Source organism: Glaciihabitans arcticus (assembly GCF_004310685.1).
GTDB lineage: Bacteria > Actinomycetota > Actinomycetes > Actinomycetales > Microbacteriaceae > Conyzicola > Conyzicola arctica.
The window spans coordinates 607224-632492 of the sequence record NZ_SISG01000001.1 but is presented as its reverse complement, the minus strand read 5'-3'; the positions used below and the strand labels follow the sequence as shown (position 1 = coordinate 632492).

At 67.1% G+C, this 25269-nt stretch carries 24 protein-coding genes; 9 read left to right on the top strand and 15 right to left on the bottom strand.

Annotation, left to right across the window (positions count from 1 at the left end):
- The first annotated feature begins 3 nt into the window (after positions 1-3).
- Complete coding sequence (locus EYE40_RS02890; RefSeq protein WP_130980539.1) at positions 4-1035, top strand: M4 family metallopeptidase; 1032 nt, start codon at positions 4-6, stop codon at positions 1033-1035.
- Positions 1032-1298 (top strand): protealysin inhibitor emfourin, encoded by a 267-nt coding sequence (locus EYE40_RS02885; protein WP_130980538.1) that lies wholly within the window; start codon positions 1032-1034, stop codon positions 1296-1298. The genes EYE40_RS02890 and EYE40_RS02885 overlap by 4 nt, the downstream gene beginning before the upstream one ends.
- A gap of 415 nt (positions 1299-1713) precedes the next feature.
- On the opposite strand, the gene EYE40_RS02880 is transcribed toward EYE40_RS02885, so the two are convergent.
- From EYE40_RS02880 to EYE40_RS02865, 4 genes are read right to left on the bottom strand one after another with little or no spacing between them, the layout of a single operon-like run.
- Positions 1714-2670: a glycoside hydrolase family 43 protein gene (locus EYE40_RS02880; protein WP_240034686.1), complete on the bottom strand. Its 957-nt coding sequence runs from the start codon at positions 2668-2670 to the stop codon at positions 1714-1716.
- Positions 2667-3521 (bottom strand): carbohydrate ABC transporter permease, encoded by an 855-nt coding sequence (locus EYE40_RS02875; RefSeq protein ID WP_130980537.1) that lies wholly within the window; start codon positions 3519-3521, stop codon positions 2667-2669. Before EYE40_RS02875 ends, EYE40_RS02880 begins: the two co-directional genes overlap by 4 nt.
- A complete protein-coding gene (locus EYE40_RS02870) occupies positions 3518-4465 on the bottom strand; it encodes a carbohydrate ABC transporter permease (RefSeq protein WP_130980536.1) in 948 nt (315 codons plus the stop codon). Before EYE40_RS02870 ends, EYE40_RS02875 begins: the two co-directional genes overlap by 4 nt.
- Entirely contained in the window at positions 4458-5771 is a 1314-nt protein-coding gene (locus tag EYE40_RS02865; protein ID WP_130980535.1) for an ABC transporter substrate-binding protein, read from the bottom strand. Before EYE40_RS02865 ends, EYE40_RS02870 begins: the two co-directional genes overlap by 8 nt.
- Positions 5772-5982: 211 nt before the next feature.
- Here EYE40_RS02865 and EYE40_RS02860 point away from each other — a divergent pair, with 211 nt between their 5' ends.
- From EYE40_RS02860 to EYE40_RS02850, 3 genes are all read left to right on the top strand, one after another.
- Positions 5983-6993, top strand: a complete 1011-nt coding sequence (locus EYE40_RS02860; protein ID WP_130980534.1) for a LacI family DNA-binding transcriptional regulator — start codon at positions 5983-5985, stop codon at positions 6991-6993.
- A gap of 49 nt (positions 6994-7042) precedes the next feature.
- Positions 7043-8836, top strand: coding sequence for a glycoside hydrolase family 2 protein (locus tag EYE40_RS02855; RefSeq protein WP_130980533.1), 1794 nt, complete (start codon positions 7043-7045; stop codon positions 8834-8836).
- Between the two features lie 183 nt (positions 8837-9019).
- Positions 9020-9979: a hypothetical protein gene (locus EYE40_RS02850; RefSeq protein ID WP_130980532.1), complete on the top strand. Its 960-nt coding sequence runs from the start codon at positions 9020-9022 to the stop codon at positions 9977-9979.
- Between the two features lies 1 nt (position 9980).
- Here EYE40_RS02850 and EYE40_RS15485 read toward each other — a convergent pair whose 3' ends face one another.
- The gene (locus tag EYE40_RS15485; protein ID WP_193554473.1) at positions 9981-10154 is read right to left on the bottom strand and encodes a hypothetical protein; all 174 of its coding nucleotides are present in this window, start codon (positions 10152-10154) and stop codon (positions 9981-9983) included.
- A 124-nt stretch (positions 10155-10278) separates the two neighbouring features.
- Complete coding sequence (rpsO, locus tag EYE40_RS02845) at positions 10279-10548, bottom strand: 30S ribosomal protein S15 (RefSeq protein ID WP_130980531.1); 270 nt, start codon at positions 10546-10548, stop codon at positions 10279-10281.
- Positions 10549-10765: 217 nt separating this feature from the next.
- Here rpsO and EYE40_RS02840 point away from each other — a divergent pair, with 217 nt between their 5' ends.
- Positions 10766-11803, top strand: coding sequence for a hypothetical protein (locus EYE40_RS02840; RefSeq protein ID WP_130980530.1), 1038 nt, complete (start codon positions 10766-10768; stop codon positions 11801-11803).
- A gap of 105 nt (positions 11804-11908) precedes the next feature.
- A complete protein-coding gene (locus tag EYE40_RS02835) occupies positions 11909-13285 on the top strand; it encodes an HNH endonuclease signature motif containing protein (protein ID WP_130980529.1) in 1377 nt (458 codons plus the stop codon).
- Positions 13286-13309: 24 nt separating this feature from the next.
- Here the strand turns inward: EYE40_RS02835 and EYE40_RS02830 are convergent, their stop codons facing one another.
- Both EYE40_RS02830 and EYE40_RS02825 read right to left on the bottom strand, forming a co-directional pair.
- A complete protein-coding gene (locus EYE40_RS02830) occupies positions 13310-13921 on the bottom strand; it encodes a GyrI-like domain-containing protein (RefSeq protein ID WP_130980528.1) in 612 nt (203 codons plus the stop codon).
- A gap of 8 nt (positions 13922-13929) precedes the next feature.
- On the bottom strand, positions 13930-14424 hold the full coding sequence (locus EYE40_RS02825) for a TIR domain-containing protein (protein WP_130980527.1): 495 nt from the start codon (positions 14422-14424) through the stop codon (positions 13930-13932).
- Positions 14425-14536: 112 nt separating this feature from the next.
- Between EYE40_RS02825 and EYE40_RS02820 the strand changes: the two genes are divergently transcribed.
- Complete coding sequence (locus EYE40_RS02820) at positions 14537-15286, top strand: SDR family NAD(P)-dependent oxidoreductase (protein WP_130980526.1); 750 nt, start codon at positions 14537-14539, stop codon at positions 15284-15286.
- A 7-nt stretch (positions 15287-15293) separates the two neighbouring features.
- Here the strand turns inward: EYE40_RS02820 and EYE40_RS02815 are convergent, their stop codons facing one another.
- The 3 genes from EYE40_RS02815 to EYE40_RS02805 all read right to left on the bottom strand — a co-directional run bounded on the left by EYE40_RS02815 (position 15294) and on the right by EYE40_RS02805 (position 19497).
- Positions 15294-16220, bottom strand: coding sequence for an NADP-dependent oxidoreductase (locus EYE40_RS02815; protein WP_130980525.1), 927 nt, complete (start codon positions 16218-16220; stop codon positions 15294-15296).
- A gap of 59 nt (positions 16221-16279) precedes the next feature.
- Positions 16280-17137 carry a nuclease-related domain-containing protein gene (locus EYE40_RS02810; RefSeq protein ID WP_130980524.1) on the bottom strand — a complete coding sequence of 286 codons (858 nt, stop codon included), beginning with the start codon at positions 17135-17137 and terminating at the stop codon, positions 16280-16282.
- A 113-nt stretch (positions 17138-17250) separates the two neighbouring features.
- Complete coding sequence (locus EYE40_RS02805; RefSeq protein WP_130980523.1) at positions 17251-19497, bottom strand: HelD family protein; 2247 nt, start codon at positions 19495-19497, stop codon at positions 17251-17253.
- 234 nt (positions 19498-19731) lie between these two features.
- On the opposite strand from EYE40_RS02805, the gene EYE40_RS02800 reads away from it, so the two are divergent.
- On the top strand, positions 19732-20814 hold the full coding sequence (locus EYE40_RS02800) for a hypothetical protein (RefSeq protein WP_130980522.1): 1083 nt from the start codon (positions 19732-19734) through the stop codon (positions 20812-20814).
- A 13-nt stretch (positions 20815-20827) separates the two neighbouring features.
- Here the strand turns inward: EYE40_RS02800 and EYE40_RS02795 are convergent, their stop codons facing one another.
- From EYE40_RS02795 to EYE40_RS02780, 4 genes are all read right to left on the bottom strand, one after another.
- A complete protein-coding gene (locus EYE40_RS02795; protein WP_130980521.1) occupies positions 20828-22075 on the bottom strand; it encodes a PrsW family intramembrane metalloprotease in 1248 nt (415 codons plus the stop codon).
- Between the two features lie 57 nt (positions 22076-22132).
- Positions 22133-23053 carry a hypothetical protein gene (locus tag EYE40_RS02790; RefSeq protein ID WP_130980520.1) on the bottom strand — a complete coding sequence of 307 codons (921 nt, stop codon included), beginning with the start codon at positions 23051-23053 and terminating at the stop codon, positions 22133-22135.
- Positions 23054-23083: 30 nt separating this feature from the next.
- Entirely contained in the window at positions 23084-24397 is a 1314-nt protein-coding gene (locus tag EYE40_RS02785) for an MFS transporter (RefSeq protein ID WP_130980519.1), read from the bottom strand.
- Positions 24398-24459: 62 nt separating this feature from the next.
- Entirely contained in the window at positions 24460-25269 is an 810-nt protein-coding gene (locus EYE40_RS02780; RefSeq protein ID WP_130980518.1) for an SDR family NAD(P)-dependent oxidoreductase, read from the bottom strand.

Sequence of the window (25269 nt, the reverse complement as noted above, 5' to 3'; positions counted from 1 at the left end):
GGCATGAAGTGCTCGATCGTTCCCCCGTACCTGTTGCGTCACCTTGCCCAGCTCGACGACCCCGCGTTCGCGCCGGCCGCTGAGGCTGCGCGCAGGTCGCTGCTGCTCGACGAGCCGCTGCGGGGCATCCGAATGGGCGAGGCAGCTCCGCCGACGACTGCTCCCCCGCGGCCAAGCGTCACTACCCGTCAGCTGCAGGATGCCCGGCGCACCATCTTCGATGCGCGGGGCACCGAGCAGCTCCCGGGCGATGTTGTGGCGTCGTCAGAGCCCGACGGCACGGACGATGCAGTGCTCGAGGCCTGGCAGGGGCTCGGCCACACCCACGACCTGTTGCGCTTCGAGTTCGAGCGCGCATCGATCGACGACGATAACCTGGAGCTGCTCGCAACCGTGCACTTCGGCAAGGATTACGACAACGCGTTCTGGGACGGCCAGCGCATGGTGTTCGGTGATGGCGACGGCGTGGTCTTCACCCGGATGACCCGCTCGCTGAGTGTCATCGGCCACGAGCTCGCCCACGGGGTCACCCAGTACACCGCGAACCTCGCGTACTCGGAGCAGTCGGGGGCGCTCAACGAGTCCATCTCCGACGTGTTCGGCGCCCTGGTCGAGCAGCGCTCACTCGGGCAGTCGGCGGCGGAGGCGAGCTGGCTGATCGGCGAGGGCATCTTCACCGAAGATGTGCAGGGTTCGGCATTGCGGTCGATGTCGGCTCCGGGCACCGCGTACGACGATGACGTGCTCGGCAAGGATCCGCAGCCGGATCACATGGACGGCTTCGTGGTGACCCGCGACGACAACGGCGGAGTGCACCTCAACTCGGGCATCCCGAATCGTGCGTTCTACCTGGTCGCGACCGCGATCGGCGGCAACGCGTGGGAGCGGCCGGGGCAGCTGTGGTACTCGGCGCTCACGTCGGGCTCGCTGTCGGCGACGTCATCCTTTGCCGAGTTTGCGGCACTCACCGTCTCGCTGGCCGGCGACGATGCAGAGGTGGTCACCGGGGCGTGGGAGACGGTGGGCGTGCTGTGAAGATCACGGTGCGACGCAGCGGCGGCTTTGCAGGGTTGACCCGCGAGTGGACGGTGTTCGTCGATTCCTCGTCGGCCGATTCGTCTGAGTGGATGCCCCTGCTCTCGCGCCTCCCCTGGGACGACCGCCCCCGGCTCGAGCCCACCCCCGACCGCTACGTCTGGATCGTGCGAGTCTCCCGTCGGCGGATCACCCTGCCCGAGTCCCGCCTCGAAGGCCCGTGGCGCGAGCTGGTCGAGCGTGTGCAGGCTCGCGCTGACTAGTTGGCACTGCTTAGCCCACGCTGGTTGAGGCCTGGCTGGTTGAGGCCTGGCTGGTTGAGGCCTGGCTGGTTGAGTAGGCCGCCCGCGGCCGTATCGAAACCGGCTTGAGCGCCCCGCGCTCCACCTGCGGGATCCTCCCCTGAAACGTTCGTGTTAAACAGGACAAACATCGGACCCGTCAACAGGACGCCTCCACCCCGAACGCAACCGTTGCCGGTCAACGCGGCGGTCCTGTTCTCGGTGCACGTCCGGTCCTGTTTTCGGTGCGCGTTGTGGTCCTGTTTAACACGAACGCTTTCAGGTGCGGCGGCAGCGGCAGTGCAGATCGGGTTGAGGGCGGTCGGGGTTTCGATACGGCGCTGGAGCGCCTACTCAACCTGCTGGCGCAGTTTCGATACGGCGCTGGAGCGCCTACTCAACCCGCGAAGACCACGGGCTCGTCATCCACCCACGTCAGCGGCAGCACGTTCATACCGCGCTGGATGAAGTTCTCGTCCCAGGAGTGGAAGACGATGACGTCGCCATCCGGACCGGCGATCACGTCCTGGCCGCCGGGGCCGAGGTAGACCCCGCCGCTCAGGTCGGTGGTCATGAGCGGTTCGCCGTGCTTCGTCCAGGGTCCCAGCACCGAATCCGCCGTGGCGTAACCGGTCGCATACGACTCCCCGCCGTAGTCGTTCGCGGAATAGAACAACACGTACTTCGAGCCGTGCTTCACGAGCGTCGGCGCCTCGACGAGGTTGCCCTCCCATGCTTCGGTCTGCTTGACCAACCGGGTCGGCTCGGACAACAGCGTGAGCCCATCGGCCGAGAGCGGTGCCGCCTGCAGCCAGGTGTCCTTGCCGCAGCAGTTGCCGTCGTTCTTGAAGACGAGGAACAGCGTGCCGTCATCGTCGAGGAAGGTCGAGGCGTCGATCGCGCCACCGTCCTCGACCGGGCAGACCAGCGGATCGCCGACCGGCTCGAACGGGCCGAGCGGATCCGCCGACACCGCGACCCCGATGCACTGCGCGGACGGCGTCGCCTGCGCGGTGGTGAAGTACAGCGCGAAGGAGCCGTCGGCGAGAGCAGTGACCTCCGGCGCCCAGGTCTTCCCGCGGATCGCCCACTCGGGCAGTTCAGGAAGCGCGTCGACGTCGAGCTGCTCCCAGGACAGCAGATCCGTCGAGGTCGCCACCTGAACGTTCGCCGCCGCCGAGTTCGTAGCGTAGGCGTAGAAGGTGCCGTCGACCTCGAGCAGATCCGGATCCGGGAAGTCGGCGTCGATCGCGAACCCTGGCGCGGACGACTCGGCAGGAGCGGCAGCCGGAGCTGCGCAGCCCGCCAGCGCGAACATCGCGAACAATCCGAGCGCGAGCGCGGCCCGCGTCATCCCTTGATCCCCGAATTGGCGACGCTCTCGACAATCTGCTTCTGCGCGAGCGTGAACAGGATCAGCACCGGAACCGACGCGATCACCGCTCCAGCCATCACGATGCCGAAGTGCGTCGAGTAGGTGCCCTGCAGCACCGCAAGACCGGGCTGGAGGGTCAGGTTCTCGGGGCTGAGCAGTACGTAGATCGGCCAGATGAAGTCGTTCCAGTTGGTGAGGAAGCTCAGCACCGCGAGCGTGGCGAGAGCCGGGCGCGACAGCGGCAGCACGATCTGCCAGAAGATGCGGAAGTCCCCCGCGCCATCGACCCGTGCGGCCTCCTCGATCTCGGCGGGCAGCGAGATGAAGAACTGCCGCAGGAAGAACACACCAAAAGCTCCAGCGGAACCGGGGATGATGATCGCCCACAGCGAGTCGAGCCAGCCCAGGTTCTGCACGATCAGGTAGTTCGGGATCAGGAAGATGACGCCCGGCACGAGCAGCGTCGCGATGATCACGCCGAAGACGATCTTCTTGCCCACGAACTCGAGCCGCGCGAGCGCGTACGCCGCCGCCGAGGCCGTCACCAAAATGATGAGGGTCTGCGCCGTCGCCGCGATCACGCTGTTGAAGAACCAGGTCAGAATCGGCTGGCTTCCGCCCGCGAGCGTCACGTAGGCATCGACGGTGAACGGGTTCGGGATGGGGTTCGCCGGCGAACTGATCGCGTCGAAGTCCGTCTTGAACGAGGTGAGGAACATCCAGAGCAGCGGCAGCACGATGACGAGCGACACCAGGTACAGGCCGACGTAGACCAGCGGATTGGTGCGCTGGGCGAGACCCCGGCGCTTTGTCGGTGCGAGCGCGCTCATGTGTTGTCCCTCTGCAGCCGGAAGTTGAGAACGCTGACCGCTGCGAGCACCGCGAACAGCAGGTAGCTCATGGCGGTTGCCGCGCCCATCTGGTTCTGGGTGAGGCCCTGGTCGGCGATGTACATGATCGCCGTGCGGGTATCCGTTCCCGGACCGCCCTTGGTGATCAGGTAGGCCTGCCCGAACATGTTCGCCGAGGCGAGGATGGTGACGGTCACCACGAAGGTCATCACCGGGCGGAGACCCGGCAGGGTGACGCTCGTGAACTTGCGCCACGGACCGGCACCGTCAATGGCGGCTGCCTCGTAGAGTTCGGCGCTGATGCCCTTGAGCCCGGCGAGCAGGATGATCGTGTTGAGCCCGAGGGTCCACCAGACGGTGATGCCGACGAGCGAGATCCACGCCCACGGCACCTGCACGGTCCACGGGATGTCCTGGCCGATGAGCGCATTCACCACACCGAGCTGCGGGTCGAGCAGGTAGCGCCACAGCACGCTGATGACCGCGACACCGAGCACGTAGGGGGCGAAGAAGATGCCGCGGAACACCGAGCCGCCCCGCACCTTGTTGTTGAGAAGCATCGCGATCCCGAGCGGGATCACCAGGAGCAACGGAACGCTCGCCACCGTGAAGATGCCGGTGGCGCCCATGCTCTTCCAGAAGTCACCCGAGGTGAGCGATCCGGGAGTGAAGAGGTCGATGTAGTTCTGCAGACCGACAAACGGGTGGTCATCGAGGAGCGGGTTCCAGATGTGCAGGCTGATCCAGAGGCCGTAGATGGCGGGGCCGAGCACGAATACAGAGAAGAGGATGAGGAACGGCGCGAGAAAGAGGTACGCGACGGCGCTTCTGCGCCCCACCGGCTTACTGCGAACCGGCCGCCCCGCCTTCCCGCGCGGGCCGGGGCCCCCGCGGGAAGACAGCTTGACGGCGGTTTCAGTCACCGTACTGCGCTTTGTTCTGCTTGAGCAGGGCGGTCGCCTTGGCGGCCGCGTCATCCAGTGCGTCCTTCACCGACTTCTTGCCGAGCAGCGCCTCGTTCACACCGACCGTGACCTGAGCCATGGCGTTGGTGATTCCGGGAGAGACGGTCTCGAAGTGCGCGTATTCGAGTTCCTCGAGGAACGGCGCGAGGGCGGGGTAGGTCTCGAGCAGCGCGGGGTCTTCGCGAACGTCGTTCTGCGCGGGCAGCTCGCCGGTCGAGGCCCAGTCGGCCGAGTTGTCATTCATCCACTTTACGAAGGTCGCGGCGGCGGCGGACTTGTCGGCGTCCTGGCCCTTGTTGGCCGGGAAGACCCAGTGGGTCGAGCTCGACCAGACGGCCTTCTCGGTTCCGATCTGGGGAACGGGAACCGCGGTCCAGTCGGTGGCCTGCAGAGCCTCGTTCGTGGTCTGCCAGACACCGTTCCAGTTGAACGCGGTCTTGCCGCCGATGAGGGCGTTGATGTTGCCGTCCTGCGCGACATCCTTGGGGCTGTAGCCCTTGTCGATGAGCTCCTTCATCCAAGTCAGCGCCTTGACGCCGGCCTCGGAGTTGAAGGTGGCCTCAGTGACGTCCTCGTTGTAGAGGTCGCCGCCGAACTGCCAGAGCAGCGACTGGAATTCGAAAGTACCGGTGAAGACGTAGCCGTCGACCCACTCACCCTGGATGCCCTTGGCCTTGAGCGCCTCGAGCACTTCGAGGTAGCTCTCCTGGTCGGTCGGAACGGTCTCGGGATCGATGCCCGCTTCTTTCAGCACATCCTTGTTGATGTAGAAGCCGAGCGGGGTGACACTCCACGGCACGCCGTACTGCGCATCCTTGTAGTTGCCCGCGGCCATCAGACCCTCGGGGAAGTTGTCCTCGGCGTATCCGAGAGCGTCGACGACCTCGTCGGTCTTGAGCAGGAGGCCCTGAGCGGCATAGGTTGCCACATCGTCACCGTGCAGCACCGCGACATCCGGACCCTTGCCGGCCTTGATCGCGAGCGGCATCTTGGAGGCGATATTGGCCCACTCGAGTGCGTTGTCCTTCACGACGATGTTGTCGTGGGAGTCGTTGAACTCCTTGATGAGTTTGGGAACGAGCACGGGGGCAGCGCCACCGGTCCAGCCGTTCCAGAAGGTGATCTCGACCTTGGGGCCGTCGTACTCGGCGTCGGCGCGCACGCTGTCGCTGCCGGCGGGCGATCCTCCGGCGCAGGCGACGAGTGACATCCCGAGGCCGATGATGGTGGCTGCAGCGAGGGCGCGCAGCGGGGTTCTCTTCATTACAGTGCTCTCCTTTGAGGTGTAGCCGCGGGGGCGGCGGGCGGTTCGTCAGACCGTGCTGTGACCACCTCGACTTTCGTCCCGGCGGCTCCGGCTCAATTTACAGCGCTGTAATCCGTCCGTCAAGCGCGCTGGTATGACTGGCAGGTTGCTCGCTACAGTGGTATCGCCGGGGCGTTCGCCGCCCCACCGATCGAATCGAGTTCCGCCCATGGCCGCAGTGCGCCTTCAGGATGTCGCCAAGCTCGCCGGCGTCTCCATGAAGACCGTCTCGAACGTGGTGCGGGACTATCCGCACGTAAGCCCGGCGATGCGGGCCCGCGTCGAGGCGGCCATCGAGGAGCTCGGCTACCGGCCCAACCTATCGGCCCGCCGTCTCGCGACGGGCCGAACCGGCATGCTCGCCCTCGCCTTCAGTGACGTGAGCCTCCCCTACTTCGCCGAGCTCGCCCGCATCATCGCTGAGCTCGCCGGCCAGCGCGGGTACCGCCTGCTGCTCGAGCAGACCAATGGCACCATCGAGAGCGAGCGGGCGATCGTCTCCACTCGCGAGGCCGGTCTCGTCGACGGCGTCATCTTCCAGCCGTCGCGCATGACTTCGCTGGAGATCGCGCAGCACCGGGAGGACGTGCCCCTCGTTCTACTGGGCGAAGGCCCCGCCCCGCTCAGTGTCGACCACGTCATGATCGACAACACGGCGGCCGCCCAGGAGGCCACCGAGCACCTCATCGGCATGGGTCGCCGTTCGATCGGTTTCGTCGGCCACGAGGAGTACGACCAGTCGACGACCTCGAAGTACCGGCTCATGGGCTTCCAACAGGCGCTCGAGCGCGCGGGGATCCCCGTGCGGATGGAGCTGCTGCTGTCGAGCGAGACCATCAGTGCACGGGATGCCGCGGCAAGCGTCACCCGCGCGCTGAGCTCGGGACTCACCTTCGACGCTCTCGTCTGCCGGGACGACCTTGCCGCAATCGGGGCCCTGCGAGCGGTGCAGGATTTCGGCCTGAGGGTTCCCGAAGACGTCGCGATCATCGGCTGGGACGACATCTCGATGGCGGCCTTCACCCATCCGACCCTGTCGACGATCGCGCCCGACACGACCCTGATCGCGACGAGCGCCCTGGACATGCTCGAGGAGCGCATCGCCGGCTTCTCCGGCCTCGGTCGGCACCGCATCGCGCCGTACTCGCTCGTGGCCCGCGAGAGCGCGCCCGAGCACTGAGCCGCGTTTCCGGATTTACAGCGCTGCAAAATTGCGGCACACTATTGACATGCAGAACGATGGAGCTCAGCCGATCCACGCCGCCGTGCGCGCCAGCCAGCAGAGCGGCGAGTACCCGCGACCGCAGCTTATGCGCGAGAACTGGGTGGATCTCTCCGGCAGCTGGACTCTCCGCTTCGACGATGACGACGCTGGCCTCGCCGCCGGATGGCACGACTCGCGCGGCTTCGACTCCCCCATTGTTGTGCCCTTCCCGCCCGAGTCCGCCGACTCCGGCATCGGCGACACCGGCTTCCACCGCGTGCTCTGGTATCACCACGCGTTCACGGTCGAACCGCATGCCGAGCCGCGTACCGTGCTGCACTTCGGCGCCGTCGACTACCGCTGCTCGGTCTGGCTGAACGGCATCATGCTCGGCTCACACGAGGGCGGTAACACCCCGTTCGATTTCGATGTGACCACCGCGCTCGTCGAGGGCGAGCAACAGCTGGTCGTGCGGGTCGAGGATGATCCCCTCGACGTCGCGCAGCCCCGTGGCAAACAGGACTGGAAGCTCGAACCGCACGAGGTCTGGTACCACCGCACGTCGGGCATCTGGCAGCCGGTGTGGCTCGAGCACGTGGCATCCGTGTCGATAAAGACGCTTGCCTGGCGGCCCGACGTGCCCTCCGGTACCGTGCGTCTCGAGCTCGATCTGAGCCAGCGCGCTAGCCACACGGCGAATGTCAGGGTCTCGTTCGACGGTGTGGAGCTCGCGAACCAGAGCGTCACGGTGGAGTCGGATCACGTGGAGCTCGTCATCCCGTTGCAGCGGCAGAGGAACGGGCAGGATTACGAGCAGCTGCTCTGGAGCGTGGACCACCCCCGCCTGCTCGACGCGATGATCACGCTGGGCAGCGGCGACGTGGTGCACTCCTACTTCGGGCTGCGCAGTGTCGCGGTCGAGCGGGGCAGCTTTATGCTGAACGACCGACCGGTGTACCTGCGATCGGTGCTCAGCCAAGGCTACTGGCCGAGCTCGCACTTAGCGGCGCCGTCGGCCGACGCCCTGCGCGCGGAGGTGCAGCTCATCAAGGATCTCGGCTTCAACGCGGCGCGCGTTCACCAGAAGATCGAGGATCCGCGCTTCCTGTTCTGGGCCGACCGCCTCGGGCTGCTGCTCTGGGAGGAGATGCCGAGCGCCTACGAGTTCTCCGCGACCGCGATTCGTCGGATGATGACGGAGTGGGCGGACGTCATCCAGCGCGATGCGTCACACCCGAGCGTCGTCACCTGGGTGCCCTTCAATGAGAGTTGGGGGGTGCAGCACATCGCCCACGACCCCGCGGTTCGGGATTACGTTCGCGCCCTCTGGCACCTCACGAAGGCGCTCGACCCCACGCGTCCTGTTGTGTCGAATGACGGCTGGGAGCACCTCGACTCCGACATCTGGTCGGTGCACGACTACGAGTCGTCCGGGGACGTGCTGCGCGCGCGCTACGCATCCGCCTCGTCCATCTTCGATGGGCTTGGACCCGCCGGCCGACGCATGCGCCTCGGCACCGAGCCCGACCGCGGGCAGCCCATCATGCTGACGGAGTTCGGCGGCATCAAGTTCGCGCCCCAGGGTGATGACTCGTGGGGCTACTCGACCGCTTCGTCTGCCGCCGATTTCGCCTCGCGGCTCTCTGCGGTTCTGGATGCCACGCTCTCAAGCCCCGTTCTCGCCGGGTTCTGCTACACCCAGCTCACCGATACCGGCCAGGAGACCAACGGCCTGGTGACAGACGCGCGGGAGCCCAAGCTGCCGCTCGACCAGCTGCGCGCGATCATCACGGCGCCTCGCACCAACCTCGCTGGTTGAGCGCGGTGGAGCTTAGGCAATCGCGCCAGCGATTGCGCGACCCCAGCGCCGAGGGAGCCTGCGACCGAGTGCCCGCGGCCGTATCGAAACCTGCGGCGCGCTACCCTGATCTCAACCGCCCAGCGTTGGAGCCCTGTGAGTTTTGTGCCGCCCGAGAAGCCGCTTTCTGTCGAGCCCTCTCACGTGCAGGTTGCACGCCCCGAGATCGAGAGTGCGCCGAAACGGCAGCACCGCTTCTTCGCCCCGATAGTCATCGCGGTCGTGGCGCTCATATCTGGTGGCCTGGGTCTCGGCTTCTCACTGCTCGGCACTGCGATCTCTTCGCTCGTGGTCTCAGCAGACCCGTATGAGGGCCTCTACGACGATGACGACTACGTCGAGGAGGAGCCGAAGCCGGGCCCGACCGACGACATCGACTTCATGGAATACGGCGAGGAACAGCCACTTCTGTCGGGCGATCCCGCCCCTCCCCGCGCCAAGGTTCCGACAGTGTGCGAGTGGGAGTGTTTCGGTTACTACGCGTTGAGTGCGCCGTCCCCATCCACCATCGAGCTGGAGAACAATGGCCTGGTCGGCGTCAACGAGGACAACTGGTGGTACGGCTCCGTCGCAGACGCCCACGCTCAGGGTCTGGACCAGTGGCGCGCAAGCGGAAGCACGCCGGAGCAGTGTTTCGCCACGGCGCCGCTCATGCCGATCAACCTGGACATCAGCGGAGAAGCGACTCCGGACCGCGAAGTACTCCATACGGATCCGGGCCACATCGATGCCCATGACACGACGACCTTTGTGCAGTCGAATCGCATATTCGCGACGTCGCAGCTCGCGGAAAGCTATCTGGTTCAGCTCGATCGCGAGATCCGTGGATGCACAAGCTTCACCGGCCCGGACGGCCGGCTGAATACCGTCTCCCTGGCGCCTGCGCTCGAGGTGCCGGACAGCATCGGTGTCGTCGGCTGGGTGGTGTCATCGCCGGACTCCCGCACCTACGTCTTCGACCTTCAGCGCGGAAACCTCGTGGAGCGAACGGTGATGACATCCCGCCAGGGCATGGGCGAGGCGGACTTCCGCGCGATTGTCGTCGGCGTGGCGACACGCATCGACAAGGTGCACTTCGACTGCGAGAATCCCGAGTGCAGCTGAACTAGTCGCTGGATCGCGCCAGCAGCCCCCGCAACGCAAAGAACACAAGCACGGCCACGAACAGCACGATGATCACCTTAACGACGAAGTAGATAACGCCGAACAGCACGTTCACCAGCCACCAGGCGATCACGATCGCGAGGATGACGCCGATGATCGTGCCGAGGTTCTTCATACCCACAAGTTTGTCATGTGCGACATCCCGAACTTAAATGAAGAACGGGCCGCCACCCGAAGGTGACGGCCCGTCTATCGACGCTGGTTGAGTAGGCCCGCTAGGGCCGTATCGAAACCTTCGACTAGCGACGCAGTCCGAGACGCTCGATGAGCGCACGGTAGCGGTTGATGTCGACGTCGGACAGGTAGCCGAGAAGGCGGCGACGCTGGCCAACCAGCAGAAGCAGTCCACGACGTGAGTGGTGGTCGTGCTTGTGCTCCTTGAGGTGCTCGGTGAGGTCCTTGATGCGCGCGGTCAGCATTGCGACCTGCACTTCGGGGCTTCCGGTGTCACCAGGGTGAGTGGCGTACTCGTCGATGATCGCTTTCTTGGCATCTGGTGCGAGTGGCATAGATGGCCCCTTTCGTTCGTTGCGCGGTGCTGTTCACCTGATGTGTCAGCTCTCTTGATCCGCGGCCGTTAGACGGCAACCTTGTGAGTTTAGCAGGTTTGGAGTTCGGTACCCCGACTGCACCGGCAGATCGTTTCCAGCACGAATGGCCGCCACCGCGAGGTGCTCGGCACCTGACCCGGTGAGCTACCGTTGAATCCGTACCCGGGAGGACACGATGGCCGACGACACGGACAACACCACCGGTTACACGCACGGCCCGCCACCGATTCCGGTGCCGCCGTCCGCCCCCACTCCGGTCGCCCCGAAGTCTCGCAAGAAGACGCCGCCGTCCGAGCCGGTTCCGGATGCCACAGCTCCCGCCCTCGAACCACCCAGGCCCAGCCGGCTCCTGGCCACGCCCCTCGAACAGCAACCCCCGACGTACTGGGAGGCCCCGATCGAGGAGCCCGAGCCCAGCATCTGGGAGCAGCCGGCCCCAACACCCGCTCCGGCATACACGCAGGCTCCTCCGCCGGTCGTGCCTCCCGGCAAGCAGCCGTGGGGCGTCATCATCAGTCTGGGCGCGCTGGCCCTGGCCATCATCGGCGCCATCATCTTCGTCGCCGCTACGGGCTCGCTCGAGCGTGCGGATATCCGTGCCGACGACCCCGACCCTGCGCCGAGCGGCGCCTACGGCGGCTACACCCCGACCGCCCCTCCCGCGGCTCCCGGTATCACGGGTGCCGACGGCGCGGTCGTCTACACCGGCACCGGCGACGCGATCGTCGACCTCGAACTGCCCGGCGGCACCGACAGCATCGCCGTCGCCACCCTGAGCTACGTCGGCGAAAGCGGCTTCTTCGTCGCCGGTGCCGACGAGTCGGGCGCCCTCGTGCGCACCGTGGCGCACAGCCGCGGCGACTACGCCGGCACGGTGCTCGTGAACGCCGAGTTCGAGGATCCGATCAACCGATTCTCCGTGCAGGGCTCCGGCGACTGGACGATCACTCTGCGCGACCTCGACACCCTGCCGACCATCGGTCCCGAGGGTGCGAGCGGCACAAGTGACACGGTGTTCTGGTACGAGGGACCGGCCGGCACGGTCGCGCTCGACCACGCCGGCGACAGCAACTTCGTCATCTGGAGCTTCGGCGACAACACGGATCTCGTCGTCAATGAGGTCGGCGACTACAGCGGCACCGCCGACTGGCCCGCCGGTCGCTCGCTCATCGAGTTGGGCGCCGACGGCACCTGGAGCGTGTCGTTCAAGTAGCCCTCTTCTCCTCCACAGGGCTGGGTCACGACAGGCTTTCCACCGAATAAATCGCATTCTGACCTGCACAAAAGAAATGTCGGCGGTCGCTGTCACTGTATCCGCATGAACCGATCAGCCCCTCTCCTCGCGCAGGCGATATCCCTGCTTGCCGAGGTCTCGAGCGCGCCGATCACGGGGCTGGCCGACGACGAACTCTGCTCGTTGGCGGGCGCTGTCGAGCATGCGGGGCGGCTGGTGGATGCACTGCGCGCGACATCCGCTGCTGAGATCGATGACCGCTCGCGCTACGAACTCGGTCGCGATGGTCTGGCACAGCGACACGGTCTCAGTCGCGGTGCACATCTCGTCGAGAACATCACCCGCGTCTCCCCTGCCGAAGCAGCGCGGCGCACACGGCTGGGCATCGCGATCCGGCCCCGCGCGGGTCTCACCGGGGAACAGCTGCCGCCCGCGTTCCCCGAGGTCGCACGTGCCATGCTCGGCGGCGATCTGGGAGTGGATGCAGCGAGCACTATCGTGCGCATTCTGGCGCAGGCCGATCGACCCCGAACCGACGGAACGCGGCCCGAGCCCGAGCTGGTGACGGCGGCCGAGATCGCGCTCGTCGAGACCGCGACCCACGAACCCTCCGAGATCGTCGCCGTCCAGGCGCGGGTGTGGCGTGAAGCCCTCGACCCCGACGGAGCGCGTCCCCGCGATGAGGCGCTTCGTGAGGCGCGAGCTTTCCGCGTCGGGCGCGAGGTCGACGGTATGACTCCGTTCAGTGGGGTCGCCGACCCTGTGAATGCAGCCTTGCTACGGGCAGCTCTCAGCGAGCGACACCGCACACCGAAGCTCCAATTCTTCGCCGAGGGAGATTGCGACGAGACGGATGGCGAACCCGCATTCGACGATCCGCGCTCACGCGAGCAGCGGCATTTTGACATCATCATGGGTCTCGTCACGGCAGGAGTCCGTACCGCAACAGAGACCGACATCGGCTACCGCCCTACCGCTTCGGTTATGGCCGTCGTTTCTGCGTCCGACCTTGAGAAGGGCACAGGTGTCGGCTGGCTCGACGACGTGGGCGAGCCCGTGTCACTCGATGGCATCCAGGAGTTGATCTGCGAGGGCGGCCTGCAGCAGGTGGTGCTCGGCGAGCACGGCGAGGTGCTCCTCCTCGGCGAGCTTCGGCGGCTCTTTACCAAGGCGCAGCGTCGCGCACTCGCGGTTCGCGACGGCGGCTGCGTGTGGCCGTCCTGCACGGCTCCACCCGGTTGGTGCCATGCCCACCACGTTGTCGAGTGGAGCAATGGCGGACCGACCGATATCGACAACGGTGTGCTGTTGTGTCCGGCTCATCACCACGGATTACACAGCTCGAGGTTTCGCATGGAGATGCGCGACGGGCGGCCCTGGTTGCTCGCGCCGCCGTGGCTCGATCCGAGCCAGACCTGGCGCCTGCTCGGCAAACAGCGGGCGACGATGGTGGCTGCCTGATGCGCGGCCGAACTCTGCCTCCGGCTACGCCGGCGACACCGGCTGCCGCAGAATCGTCCGCAGCTTCTCGGGCGCCACACGACGCGGGTCGCCGAGGTAGATCTCGTGGTGCTTGCCGCGCTCGACCAGGCCGTTGGCCGGCAAAAACTCGTGATGCAGGCGGTGGATGACCGGCGCCTCGTCATCGTACGAACCCACGTGCATCGTCTGCACGACGCGCCCCTCGTCGAACGTCTCGAACCGCAGTTGCGCGATCACCGGGTTCTTCTTCGAGGCAGCGGCAGTGGAAAGCAGAGACGAGATCTCCGCCGCGGACATCCACTCCGGCTGCCGGATGAACATCGTCCACAGCCAGTCGGCCTTCGCGAGCGAAGCGAACTCGGACGGGTTCTCCGACCACCACAACCCCTCGAGCGGAGCGACAACCAGGTCGCGTCCGGCGGCTTTGCTCGCGAACTTGATCGCGTACGACGCCGCGTACAGGGCCCCAACCGCAGCCGCGTGGGCGGGCGACGTGTTCGGGTCGCCGTGACCGTCGATCGCCAGGATCGCGGCGGACGGGACATCCACTATCTCGAAGCGGCCGACAGGCGGCTTAAACAGGGCGTCGCGCTTGACGTCGAACTTGCCGTTCATGTCTCAGATCAGGCGACAGGAACGCGACGAGCAGCAACCGCATTCGCAGCCCAGATCGGCGCATTCGCCGCGATGTGGGCGAGGCGCTCCTCCTGCGTGTCACCGAGGGGCTGGTGCACCTTGATGATCGTCGACAGGTTGACCCCGCCGTAGGCGAACTGCTCGAACGGGTTCTTGCCGGGCTTGCCCGGCTTGCCGCGGTTGTCGAGCAGCTGGTGCACATCGATGCCGATGATGCCGCGACCGGACTCCCACGCTTCCTTGATCTCGTACTTGACCCACTTGCGCAGTGAGGTCTGGGCCCCGACAAAGACGACGACGCAGTCCTTGCCGCGCATACGTTCGGCGACCCAGCGGGTGACGGCGTTCTCTCCGCCGTAGCCGAGCTCTTCCCAGGCGACGGGGCTGATCGGCTCGTCCGCTTCGAGGCCCATAACGCGACGGGCAGCAGACGCCCGAACCGCATCCTGTGCAAAGTGGTAGCTGAAATACGCGCTCGTCATGTCACTCCCCTGTGCTGTCGACACCCACGGTGGCGGCCACTAGAAGGATAGGGGCTCTCGGCGTTCAGCGGGACACCCCCGAAAGGGTGAAGGACAGCGCTAGCGTTGACGCATGTCACTCGCACTCATCACCGGAGCGACCGCCGGCATCGGCGCCGAATTCGCCCGACAGCTGGCCGCACAGGGAACCAACCTCATCCTCGTAGCACGCGATACGGCACGGCTCGAGGCGAAGGCCGCCGAGCTGCACGCCGCGTTCGGCGTCGACTCCGAGGTGCTCACCGCCGACCTGATGACCCCTGACGGCCTTGCCGCCGTCGAGAAGCGCGTCGCCCGGGATGACGTCACCCTGCTCGTCAACAACGCCGGCTTCGGCCTGCGCCCGCCCTTCGATGAGAATCCGATCGAGGATGAACAGGGCCACCTCGACCTGCTCGTCGCCGTCCCGATGCGCCTCACCCATGCGGCTCTGCAGCAGATGCTCCCGAAGAAATCGGGGACCATCATCAACATCGCGAGCGTCGCCGGCTTCACCCCGCGCGGCAGCTACGGCGCAGCCAAGGCCTGGCTGCTGAGCTTCAGCCGGTGGGCGAACATCCACTATCGCTCGCGCGGCATCACGGTCACCGCCGTCGCACCCGGATTCGTGCACACCGAGTTCCACGACCGTATGAAGGTCGACAAGGACAACGTGCCGGCCTTCATGTGGTTGAACGCCGACCAGCTCGTGCGCATCGCCCTGCGGGATGTCGCGCGCGGTAGGGCGATCTCGGTGCCGACCTTCCGCTACAAGTTTTTGGTCTGGCTCACCAAGTGGGTGCCCGCGAGCATCGTCGCGAAGGGCGCGCTGCGCGGACGGTAGCGGTCGGCTACGGGATCGTGACGACGATCTTGCCGCGCACGTGCCCGCCGTCGAGGTGCTCGAAGGCCGCGACGACCTCGTCGAGCGGATAGGTCGAATCGACGTCGAACACGAGCTCGCCCGCCACGACAAGACGAGCGAGTTCCTCGAGCGTCGCCGCGTTGATCGGTCCGCGCCCGACGTGCACAACCCCGAACTGTTCGGCGTCCGCCGCGATCGTATTGATACGCGACGGGTCGACGCCGAGAGCGAGACCGGCCTCGATGGTCTCCGCACCGTGGTGATCGAAGACGACGGTGACAGTGCGATCCCCCGCGGCCGCGCGCACGCGGTCGACGAGTCCCGGGCCGTAGCTGACCGGGATCACCCCGATCGACCGCAGGAACTCGTGGTTGGACTCACTCGCCGTGCCGATCACTGTGGCGCCCGCGCGCACCAGAAGCTGCGACGTGATGCTGCCGACGCCACCGGCGGCGGCGCTCACGAGCACCACGTCCTCCGCGGTGACGGACTGCGACGCGACCGAGTCCCACGCGGTCTGGCCGACGAGCGACATGCCCCCGGCCGTGATCCAGTCGAGCTCGACCGGCTTGTGGGCGAGGTTGATCTGGTTGGTGAGCACGTACTGCGCGATCGCACTGCCGGCGACGTTGCCGAACACCTCATCGCCGACGGTGACCAGCGTCACACCCTCGCCGACGGCCTCGACGACACCGGCCATCTCCCGGCCGATTCCCGCGGGAAACTGGGCGGGGAGGGAGGGCCAGAGCCCCTCGCGGATCTTGGTATCCGCAGGGTTGAGGCCGGCGACGCGCACGGCGACGCGCACCTTGCCTGCGGCGGGAGGTGCGACATCCCGAGTCACGATGCTGAGCACGCTGGCCGGGCCGTAGGTCGAGTAGCGGGCGGAACGGGCGGGGATCGCGGAAGTCATGCTCCGAGCCTAGGCCGTGTAGGTGCCGCCCAAAGCGAGCGGGTCAGCAGCGGGCGGAGTCAGCGCGGCAGGGCGCCGATGGCGTTGAGCAGGATCACGAACGTCACGCCGAGAAAACTGCCCGCGCCGACCAGCGTGACCGCCGTCGCCCAGAGGACCTGCAGGCGCCATGCCCGCACGACGCTCGACCGCAACGACTCGAACTCGGCGAGCACACCCGAGGTGTCGACATCGTCGGTGAGATGCCAGGTCGACGGCTCGGCCGCGGCCGCAGCGATCGCGGCGACCTCCTTGCCAGAGAGCACACGCGGGCGACGAACGAGCCAGGCCGCGAGCTCCGACGAGGCGATTACCTCGACGTCGCGGTGCTTCTGGCGAACGGTGAGTGACTTGGGCGAGACGACGGCGAGCACACCCGAAACCTCGACGGGGTCGCCGACCGCAGAGCCGAGCAGGCGCTCAACGCGGCCCATCTCGAATTCCATGTTGCGAATGTCGGGATAACGTATCCCGCTCACCATCAGCGTGCGCTGCGAGGCCCACACCGCCTCGCCGGCGAGGTTGCGAGTCGTGACGACGTAGACCCCGCCCGGCCCGATCACGAGGTGCGCGATCTCGATGCCTTCCTCGGCGACCGGAAGAGCGTGCAGCGCGCGCCACTCCGAACCGAGATTGCCGAGGATGTCGCCCACCTCGAGCTCGCCGAGCACGGCCTGATACAGGGGACGGGTCACCGGGGTAAGCGGTGCGACGCCGAAGACACGGGCGAGCCAGGTGCGCGAGCGGGCATCGGCCTGGGCGCGCAGCAGTTCGGACATCACCGACTGGCCGGCGAAGTTGTCGGCGTGGCTGGCATCGATCGGCGAGCCGGAGTTCGATGCGCGATCGCGCGCGGACACATCCCCGTCCGTCATCATTTCCCCACCCCGCCGAGCGTTGCGGCGATTCGCACTGGCGAACGCTCGATACTCAATGGTGCCGCGCCAGGAGAAGGGCCACTACCCCCAGTGAGCGGGTGGGCGGACCGGGATTATGGGGTGCGGATGCCCCGTGGAATCGCTCCGGAAGCGACGAGATGCAGGCGCTGGGTGGGGCGGGTCATCGCCACGTACAGCGCTGCCGCGCCGCGATCGATCTCGTCGACGATGAGCTGCGGCTCCACCACGATGGCCGTGTCGAACTCGAGGCCCTTCGACTCCTGCGGGGTCAGCACCGCTACCGCGCGACGCAGGCCCGCGGCACCGCGACCGATGCCGCCGCGCAGGTCGGTCGCGAGAGTCGCGTAGAGGTCGTCAGCCTGGCTCGCGCTCGCGATGATCGCGACGGTGCCGAGGGCATCGAGAGCGCGATCGGACCTGACAATGTCGAGAACGGCAGCCGCGACATCCGGAGTCTCACGAATGTCGACCGGCCACTCGCTCGACCGCACCGAACGCGATCGGGTGACGACCAGGCCGTGGGCGATCGCCATGGACTCGGCGGTCTCTGCGATCTGGGCGGGCGTGCGGTAGTTGACGGTCAGCTCCTCGAGACGCCACGAGTCGCCGAAAACGGGGCTGAGGGCGCCGTCCCAGTCGGTCGCGGCGGCCGCGGCACTCGCCTGCGCCACATCGCCGACGATGGTGAACGACTTGAGCGGGCAGCGGCGCAGCAGCAGGCGCCACTGCATCGGTGACAGCTCCTGTGCCTCGTCGACGACGATGTGGCCGTAGGTCCAGGTGCGGTCGGCGGCGGCCAGCTCGGCAGTCGAGCCGCGCTCCACGAAGCCCTCGAAACCCGTCGCTAGGGACTCGGCGTCGACGAGACCCTCGACACCCATGTTGCGGATCGCCTGCTCTGCGTTCTCGATGTCGCGCTTGCGCTGCTGCTTGCGCTCGCGCTTCTCGGCGTCGCCCTTGTTGTCGGCCTCGCCGAGCAACTCGGCGGCCTCGTCGAGCAGCGGCACGTCGCTCACCGTGAAGTCCGCGTCACGCTCGCGGTGAAGCAGGGCGCGCTTGGCAGGCGACCAGTCGCCGGTGAGGGTGGCGAGCCACTGCGGGCGCGCGTACAGGTCCTGCAGGAGCTTCTCGGGGGTGAGCGGCATCCAGGCCGTGTTGAGCAGCACCTTCACGTCGTAGGAGGTGCGGATGTCCTCGCGCAGCCAGGCCTGGTCGCTGTCCTCGATCGTGTTGCCGCGCGCGCGAAGCTGCTCGGCGAGGGAGCGGGCGAGCGACGAGAGCGCTGCCTTGTTGAAGGCGGCGCGCGCCACGTTGTGCGGCTTGCGGCCCTCCCACGCGCGCTGCATGGCGTTGCGGATGAGCTGCGGCTCCACGACGAGCTTCTCGCCGTTGACCTCCACCGTCGACGCCTCGCGCGGCACGATCTGCCGGGACTTGACGGCCCGCGCCAGCAGCGGCGCCATTTCGGCGGAACCCTTGAGGCGCGCGACATCCGCAGCATCATCGGCACTGGTGTCGTGACCGGGGAACAACTGGCCGACGCTCGACAGCACCACGCCGGTCTCACCGAGCGAGGGCAGCACCGCCTCAATGTACTGCAGGAACGAGCGCGACGGCCCCACGATCAGGACTCCGGATGACGCCAGGCGCTCGCGGTGCGAATAGAGCAGGTAAGCCGCACGGTGCAGCGCGACGGCGGTCTTGCCGGTGCCGGGACCACCCTGAACAACCAGCACACCACGCAGTTCGGAGCGGATGATGCGGTCCTGCTCGGCCTGGATCGTGGCGACGATGTCACCCATACGACCCGTGCGCTGCGCCGTGAGGGAGGCGAGCAGCGAGGCCTCCCCCTGCAGGGCGCTCGTGTCGCCCTCGAGCAGCGCCGAGTCGAAGATCTCGTCGTCGATACGCACGATGTCGCGACCCTTGCTCGTCAGGTGACGACGGGCGCGGGCACCGAGCGGGTTGGCGGCGGTGGCCTGGTAGAAGGCGCGGGCCTGCGGAACCCTCCAGTCGAGGAGGATCGGCTGCAGGTTCTCATCCCGAAGCCCGATGCGGCCGATGTAACGGTGTGTGACGCCGTCGCTGTCGGCGGCGGACGCGTCGTCGAGGGTCAGTCGTCCGAAGGCGAGGCGCTCGTCGATCTCGGTGAGCTGGCTTACGCGATCCTCGTAGATGCGGGCGAAGGCGTCGCGCTCGGAGCGGTTCTGGTGTGTGCCGCCCTGGTTGCCCGCTCGCACTTTCAGCAGCTCACCGGCCGCCTCGTCGCGCAGGGCGTCGAGCCTCGCGTACAGCGCGGCGACGTACTCGCGTTCGTTCGCCAACTCCGCTGAAGTCACTCGGGATCCTTTGAATTGTTCGGGATTTGCAGGAGTTTCGGCCCCGGGGGCCCGAATCTCCGGCTATCAATTCTAGGGGTTCTACTGACGCGGATGTTCTTCACCTCTTGACCTCCGCGCCGATGAGGAGCATGGTTGAAGCAGATCAACTCATCGCCCAGAAGAGCCGCAGGCAATGCCGCGCCACTGGGCGATGAGTCCGTTAACGGCCACCTCATGTGCCACGATGCTCGTGTGAACCGCACCATCAACTACGAAGCACTCATCTCACCCGTCACCCGCGAGCAGGTGCGCGAATTCCGCACCGGCGCACGCAATGGCGGCGAGTTGTGGGCCGCGAGGATGGGACCGCAGCTGGCCATCAAGGGTGTGGCCACGATCGTCACCGTCGTCGTTCTCGCACTCTTTGCCCTTGTCTTCCTGCGCTTCATCGGCAACAGCTTCTCGACCAACGGGGCGAATCCGGTCGGCATGGCCGCGACGGGCTTCGTCATCCTGTTCCTTGTCGTGGCCGGCATCGTCGTGTTCGCGGCCCTGCGCGGCTCGTTCGGCACCAGCCGCTGGGAGAAGTGGATGCGCCTCAGTCGCTTCGCGGCCGCCAACGGGCTGAGCTTTTCCCCCGAAGACAAGAACCCGCAGTACCCGGGAGCGATCTTCGACCGCGGCGACTCGCGGGTCACGCTGGATCACCTCACCTCTACGACGGGCCGCTTCTTCGACATGGGCAACTACCGGTACCAGACGGGCAGCGGCGATAGCAGAGCCACCCACAACTGGGGTTTCATGGCGTTCAATCTCGACCGCAAGCTGCCGCACATGGTGCTCGACGCGACCTCCAACAACGGACTCTTCGGCGGCAGCAACCTCGGCGTGAGCTTCACGAAAGACCAGGTGCTCAGCCTCGAGGGCGACTTCGGCAAGCACTTCACGTTGTACTGCCCGAGGCAGTATGAGAGAGACGCCCTCTACGTCTTCACCCCCGACCTCATGGCCCTGCTCATTGACGAGGCGTCACCCTTCGATGTCGAAATCGTCGATGACTGGATGTTCGTCTACTCGGCCACACCGTTCGTACCGACGGACCCGGCCGTCTACCAGCGGCTCTTCCGCATCATCGACACGGTCGGAGCGAAGACGCTCACCCAGACCGACCGCTACGCCGACGAGCGCATCGGCGACAGCACGGTGAACCTCGTTGCGCCGCAGGGACAGCGGCTGAAGCGCGGCGGCTCGGTGATCGCGACCATCGCGATTGTGGCCTTCGTCGCCTACTGGGCGTGGAGCTTCTTCGGCAGCATTATCGGGTTCGGGCGCTGAACGGCCCCGCCGCTCAGATGCCGGGTTGAACCGGAGCCGCCGAAGGCGACTGGAGCTGCGCGCGGGTCGCGACGATCGCCAGGAGGAGAGCCGCTTCATCCGCTTCTGCACCGGCTCGCGCGCGGCCGGTGATCAGGCGCTGGCGCGTGAAGGCGAGTCGGGTGGAGTCGCGCGTGTACCGACGCATCACGGCGCCGAGCCCGCGCTGGCGCGCCCAGGCCATCGCCTGGCGGCGTCCGGCACCGGTTGCGAGGGCGTTGACCTCGTCGGGCTTGTACCAGCCGACCGCCGCGTATTCGCTCAGCCTGTCGTGTGTCAGCTTGGCCTCCTTTTTGCGGAGGAAGATCACGAGCAGCACCGCACCGACGAAGAGCGGGAACTGCACCAGCGCGTAGTAGCCGAAGAAGTTCTCACCGACGAAGAACAGCGCACCGTTCCAGAGGGCGTGCAGGCCGATCGCGATGGCGAGACCGCCGAGGAACCAGAGCACCGTCGAGCCCTTGCTGCCACGGCTCGCTGCGATGCCGAGCATGACGCCAGTGGCCGCCGTGAACATCACGTGCGCGAAGGGTGACATGATGCCGCGCATGAGCAGGATGCCGAACACGCTGCCGCTGAATCCGCCCGAGTTCACCAGCTCGACCCCGAAGTAGAGGATGTTCTCGGTGAAGGCGAACCCTCCCGCGATCCAGGCCGCGTAGACGATGCCGTCGACGGGGCTGTCGAAGTGCTTGCGGGCGAACCAGAAGATCAGCAGCAGGCCGAATCCCTTGGCGCTCTCCTCCACGATGGGTGCCTGGATGGCCGCGCCGAAAAAGTCAAAGCCGGCTCCGGCGCCGCCGAGTGAGTCGATGACGAGCTGCACGCCGAGGCCGACGATCAGCGCGATGGCGACCGAGGCGGCCGCACCCCAGAGGAAGCCGAAGGCGAGTATGCCGCGCGGCTCGGGCTCCCAGCGGTCGATCCAGTTGACGCCGAGCAGAACGATGGCGAGCGGGATGAGCGCCATGATGCCGGCGAACCCGACGGCGACGAGGCCGAGGCCGAGCAGGAGGTAGGCGGTCACCCCGAGCGCAACGACACCCAGCACGGCGATACCGACGATGCCGAGCGTGGTCAGGGTGGTGCTGCGGGCGACCGGGGCGCTGACGTGCGGTCCGGTGCCGAGCGCGGCCTCCTGGCGCACGGCGACGGGAGCCTCTGCGGGGCTCGCGGTGGGGCCGTAGGCGGCTGAGGCAGGCGTCGTGTCACTCGAAGTCATGAGAGGACACTACCGGTCGGGAGTTCGGCGGCTCGATCGGCGCGGCGGTCGTGTGCGCTACGACTGTTGGTCGCGAAGAATCTGCAGGGCCCGGGCTACCCGGTCGCCGAGCCCGGCAACACCCTTGCGGGCGTTGCGGTCGAACTCCTCGAGCAGGGCCACGACCTCCGCCCGCTGCTTGAGGTAGACGGCGTGCTGGGCGGTGCGAGCGGCGAGGGCCGCGCGAGTGCCGGTGATGCCGAGGGCGATGCTGATCGGGGTGGCAAGGATGAGCACGGTGCCCATGGTCCATTCGCCCTGGGCGAGCAGCACGATCCACGGCACGAGAGAGACGAGCACGGCGAGGATTCCGAGGAAGCTCGCGCGCCAGAACACCGAGTACGCGACCGACCAGCGGATCGAGCTGACCGCCTCCGTGCCGGTGGGTGCGCGTTTGGTGAAGCCTTCCGAGATGTCCTCGAGCTCGGCGCGGGCTCCGGCCACGCGGGCACGGTTGTTGCGGCCGATGCGGATGCGGCGCTGGCGGGTATCCGCTTGCTGCAGCAGGGCCCGGAACTCGGCGACGCGTTCGACAGTCAGGCGCTGCCCGAGCAGCTCGTTAAGGTCGGCGCGGATCGACGAGTAGTCGGGTCGTTCCTTACGAATGAGACCGGCGACGACGCCGAGACCCGCGAATGCTCCGACCAGGATGACGAGGGCGAGAACCGTCCAGCCCCACACCGAGCCGCCGTCGAAGATGGCGCGCGCAGCGACCTCGACGCCGAAGACGAGGGTGATGCCGAGCACCGCGACGCCGGGGATGGTCCACAGCAGTTCGACGCTGCGCCTGCGGGTCGCGGCCGAGTGGTGGTAGTCACGGGCACGGGCAGCTTCGACGATCCGCTTGGCCAGCGTGCTCACCTGGACGATCGTGATGGCGAGCCAGAGGCCGAGGGCGACGAGGACGGTGACGACGGCGACGGTGCTCAGAGTTTCCACCTAGCGAGGGTATCCCCTCGACAGCACGAATCAGACGAGCTCGCGCGCCCTCCGCGAGATCCCGATGCTCACCACGGCGGCGACGATGCAGAGTCCGGCCGCGCCGAACCAGGCGATGGTGTACTCCCCCGTCGAATCGCGGATGAGTCCCGCCGAGAATGCGGCGATGGCTGCTCCGACCTGGTGCGAGGCGAAGACCCAGCCGAACACGATCGGCCCGTCCTTGCCGAAGATCTCGCGACACAGCGCGACCGTCGGCGGCACCGTCGCGACCCAGTCGAGCCCGTAGATCACCACGAAGATGATGATCGGCGGCTGCACCGTCGCGGAGAGCAGGAACGGGAGCACGAGAAGGCCGAGACCGCGGAACGCGTAGTAACTCGCGAGCAGTACGCGCGGGTTGAACCGGTCGGTGAGCCATCCGCTGGCGATGGTGCCGACGATGTCGAAGATCCCGACGAGGGCGAGCAGCCCGGCCGCGGTGGTCTCCTGCATTCCGTGGTCGTGAGCGCTCGGGATGAAGTGGGTTCCCACGAGCCCGTTCGTGGTCGCCCCGCAGATGGCGAAGCCCGCCACGAGAGCCCAGAACGTGCGCACCTTCGACGCCTTGGCGAGCGTGGCGAGGGCGATGCGCACGGCGTTGCCGCGGGCGGGCGGCGTGTGCTCCCACGTGGCGGGGGCGCCGTAGGGCGTCATCCCGATATCGACCGGGTGATTGCGCAGGAAGACCAGCACCAGCGGAACCACCACGAGCGCGCCGCCCGCGACGAGGAGAGATGCCTGGCGCCAGCCCTGCTGTTCGACGAGGATCGCGATGAACGGCAGGAAGGCGAGCTGCCCGGTCGCGCTTCCGGCGGTCAGGATGCCGACCACGAGCCCGCGGTTCTTCACGAACCACTGGTCGGCGACGGTTGCCGCGAAGACGAGCGCCATCGAGCCGGTGCCGAGGCCGATGAGCACTCCCCAGGTGAGCACGAGCATCCACGGCTCGGTCGCGAAGACGCTGAGTGCGGCGCCCGCGGCCACGAACAGCAGGGCGACGGATGTCACGGCTCGCAGTCCGAAGCGCGCCATGAGGGCGGCGGCGAACGGTGCCATCAGGCCGTACAGCAGCAGGTTGACGGTCACGGCGAGCGACAGCTGGGTTCGGGTCCAGCCGAACTCCTCCTCGAGCGGCAGCATCAGCACGCTCGGCGCCGCCCGGAAGCCCGCAGCACCGACGAGCGCGAGGAACGCAACGAGCGCGACGATCCAGGCCGGGTGGATCCTGCGGGTGTGCGTTGCTGTGGTCACGGATCGAGTATCCACCGATTGAGACTGCCACGCCCGACGAGAAGCTGCCATATCTCCCGCGCAACCGGCAGTGAGTGCTCCAACCCGAGAGTCTTGAAGCGCTCTTGGCGGCTTCAGCGGGTGAGGAGGCCCGCGTCGAGGGTGAACTGGGCGCCCGTGGCGAAGCGCGCGCGATCGCTCGCGAGGTAAAGCACGAGCTCGGCGACATCCGAGGTCTCGATCCAGGGCACACCCGGCAGGAGGTTGCCCGCGCTGCGCTCCGCGATCTCGAGGGCCGTCGCGCCCTCCAGCTCGGCGAGTCCGTCGTTCATCGGGGTGTTGACGCCTGTCGGGTGAATGCTGACCACGCGGATGCCGAACGGCGCAAGCTCGATCGCCCACGCCTTGGTCAGGCCGGTGAGCCCGTGCTTCGACGCGACGTAGTGCGAGAGTCGGTTGCCACCTCGCAGCCCCATGACCGAGGAGTTGTTGATGATGACGCCGCGACCGGCCGCCTTCAGGTGGGGCACGACCGCGCGGGTCACGAGGAAGGGGCCCTTCAGGTTGATGTCGAGCATCGAGTCCCACTCGAGCTCGGTCATCTCATCCACCGCGGCGTAGGCGACGATGCCCGCGTTGTTGAACAGCACGTCGATGCGGCCGAACTCGGTGATCGTGGCATCCACCGCGGCCTGGATGGCGGCGGCATCGCGAACGTCGCCGGTGAACACGAGCGCGCGGCGGCCGAGCGCCTCGACCTCGTCGCGAAGCGAGTCGAGTTCGGCGGTGGAGCCCTGCGCGTACGCGGGGTACTCGATCTTGCCGGCGACATCGAAGCCCACGATGTCAGCTCCGGATGCTGCGAGCGCAAGCGCCACGGCACGCCCCTGCCCGTGTGCCGCACCGGTGACGAAGGCCACCCGTCCGGCGAACTCGGAGGACAC

Excerpts from the sequence above, each read along its gene's own strand:
- EYE40_RS02890 (WP_130980539.1), top strand. The coding sequence starts at position 4 with ATGAAGTGCTCGATCGTTCCCCCGTACCTGTTGCGTCACCTTGCCCAG.
- EYE40_RS02880 (WP_240034686.1), bottom strand. The coding sequence starts at position 2,670 with ATGACGCGGGCCGCGCTCGCGCTCGGATTGTTCGCGATGTTCGCGCTG.
- EYE40_RS02875 (WP_130980537.1), bottom strand. The coding sequence starts at position 3,521 with ATGAGCGCGCTCGCACCGACAAAGCGCCGGGGTCTCGCCCAGCGCACC.
- EYE40_RS02865 (WP_130980535.1), bottom strand. The coding sequence starts at position 5,771 with ATGAAGAGAACCCCGCTGCGCGCCCTCGCTGCAGCCACCATCATCGGC.
- EYE40_RS02860 (WP_130980534.1), top strand. The coding sequence starts at position 5,983 with ATGGCCGCAGTGCGCCTTCAGGATGTCGCCAAGCTCGCCGGCGTCTCC.
- EYE40_RS02855 (WP_130980533.1), top strand. The coding sequence starts at position 7,043 with ATGCAGAACGATGGAGCTCAGCCGATCCACGCCGCCGTGCGCGCCAGC.
- EYE40_RS15485 (WP_193554473.1), bottom strand. The coding sequence starts at position 10,154 with ATGAAGAACCTCGGCACGATCATCGGCGTCATCCTCGCGATCGTGATC.
- rpsO (WP_130980531.1), bottom strand. The coding sequence starts at position 10,548 with ATGCCACTCGCACCAGATGCCAAGAAAGCGATCATCGACGAGTACGCC.
- EYE40_RS02840 (WP_130980530.1), top strand. The coding sequence starts at position 10,766 with ATGGCCGACGACACGGACAACACCACCGGTTACACGCACGGCCCGCCA.
- EYE40_RS02835 (WP_130980529.1), top strand. The coding sequence starts at position 11,909 with ATGAACCGATCAGCCCCTCTCCTCGCGCAGGCGATATCCCTGCTTGCC.
- EYE40_RS02830 (WP_130980528.1), bottom strand. The coding sequence starts at position 13,921 with ATGAACGGCAAGTTCGACGTCAAGCGCGACGCCCTGTTTAAGCCGCCT.
- EYE40_RS02825 (WP_130980527.1), bottom strand. The coding sequence starts at position 14,424 with ATGACGAGCGCGTATTTCAGCTACCACTTTGCACAGGATGCGGTTCGG.
- EYE40_RS02820 (WP_130980526.1), top strand. The coding sequence starts at position 14,537 with ATGTCACTCGCACTCATCACCGGAGCGACCGCCGGCATCGGCGCCGAA.
- EYE40_RS02815 (WP_130980525.1), bottom strand. The coding sequence starts at position 16,220 with ATGACTTCCGCGATCCCCGCCCGTTCCGCCCGCTACTCGACCTACGGC.
- EYE40_RS02810 (WP_130980524.1), bottom strand. The coding sequence starts at position 17,137 with ATGATGACGGACGGGGATGTGTCCGCGCGCGATCGCGCATCGAACTCC.
- EYE40_RS02795 (WP_130980521.1), bottom strand. The coding sequence starts at position 22,075 with ATGACTTCGAGTGACACGACGCCTGCCTCAGCCGCCTACGGCCCCACC.
- EYE40_RS02785 (WP_130980519.1), bottom strand. The coding sequence starts at position 24,397 with ATGGCAGCTTCTCGTCGGGCGTGGCAGTCTCAATCGGTGGATACTCGA.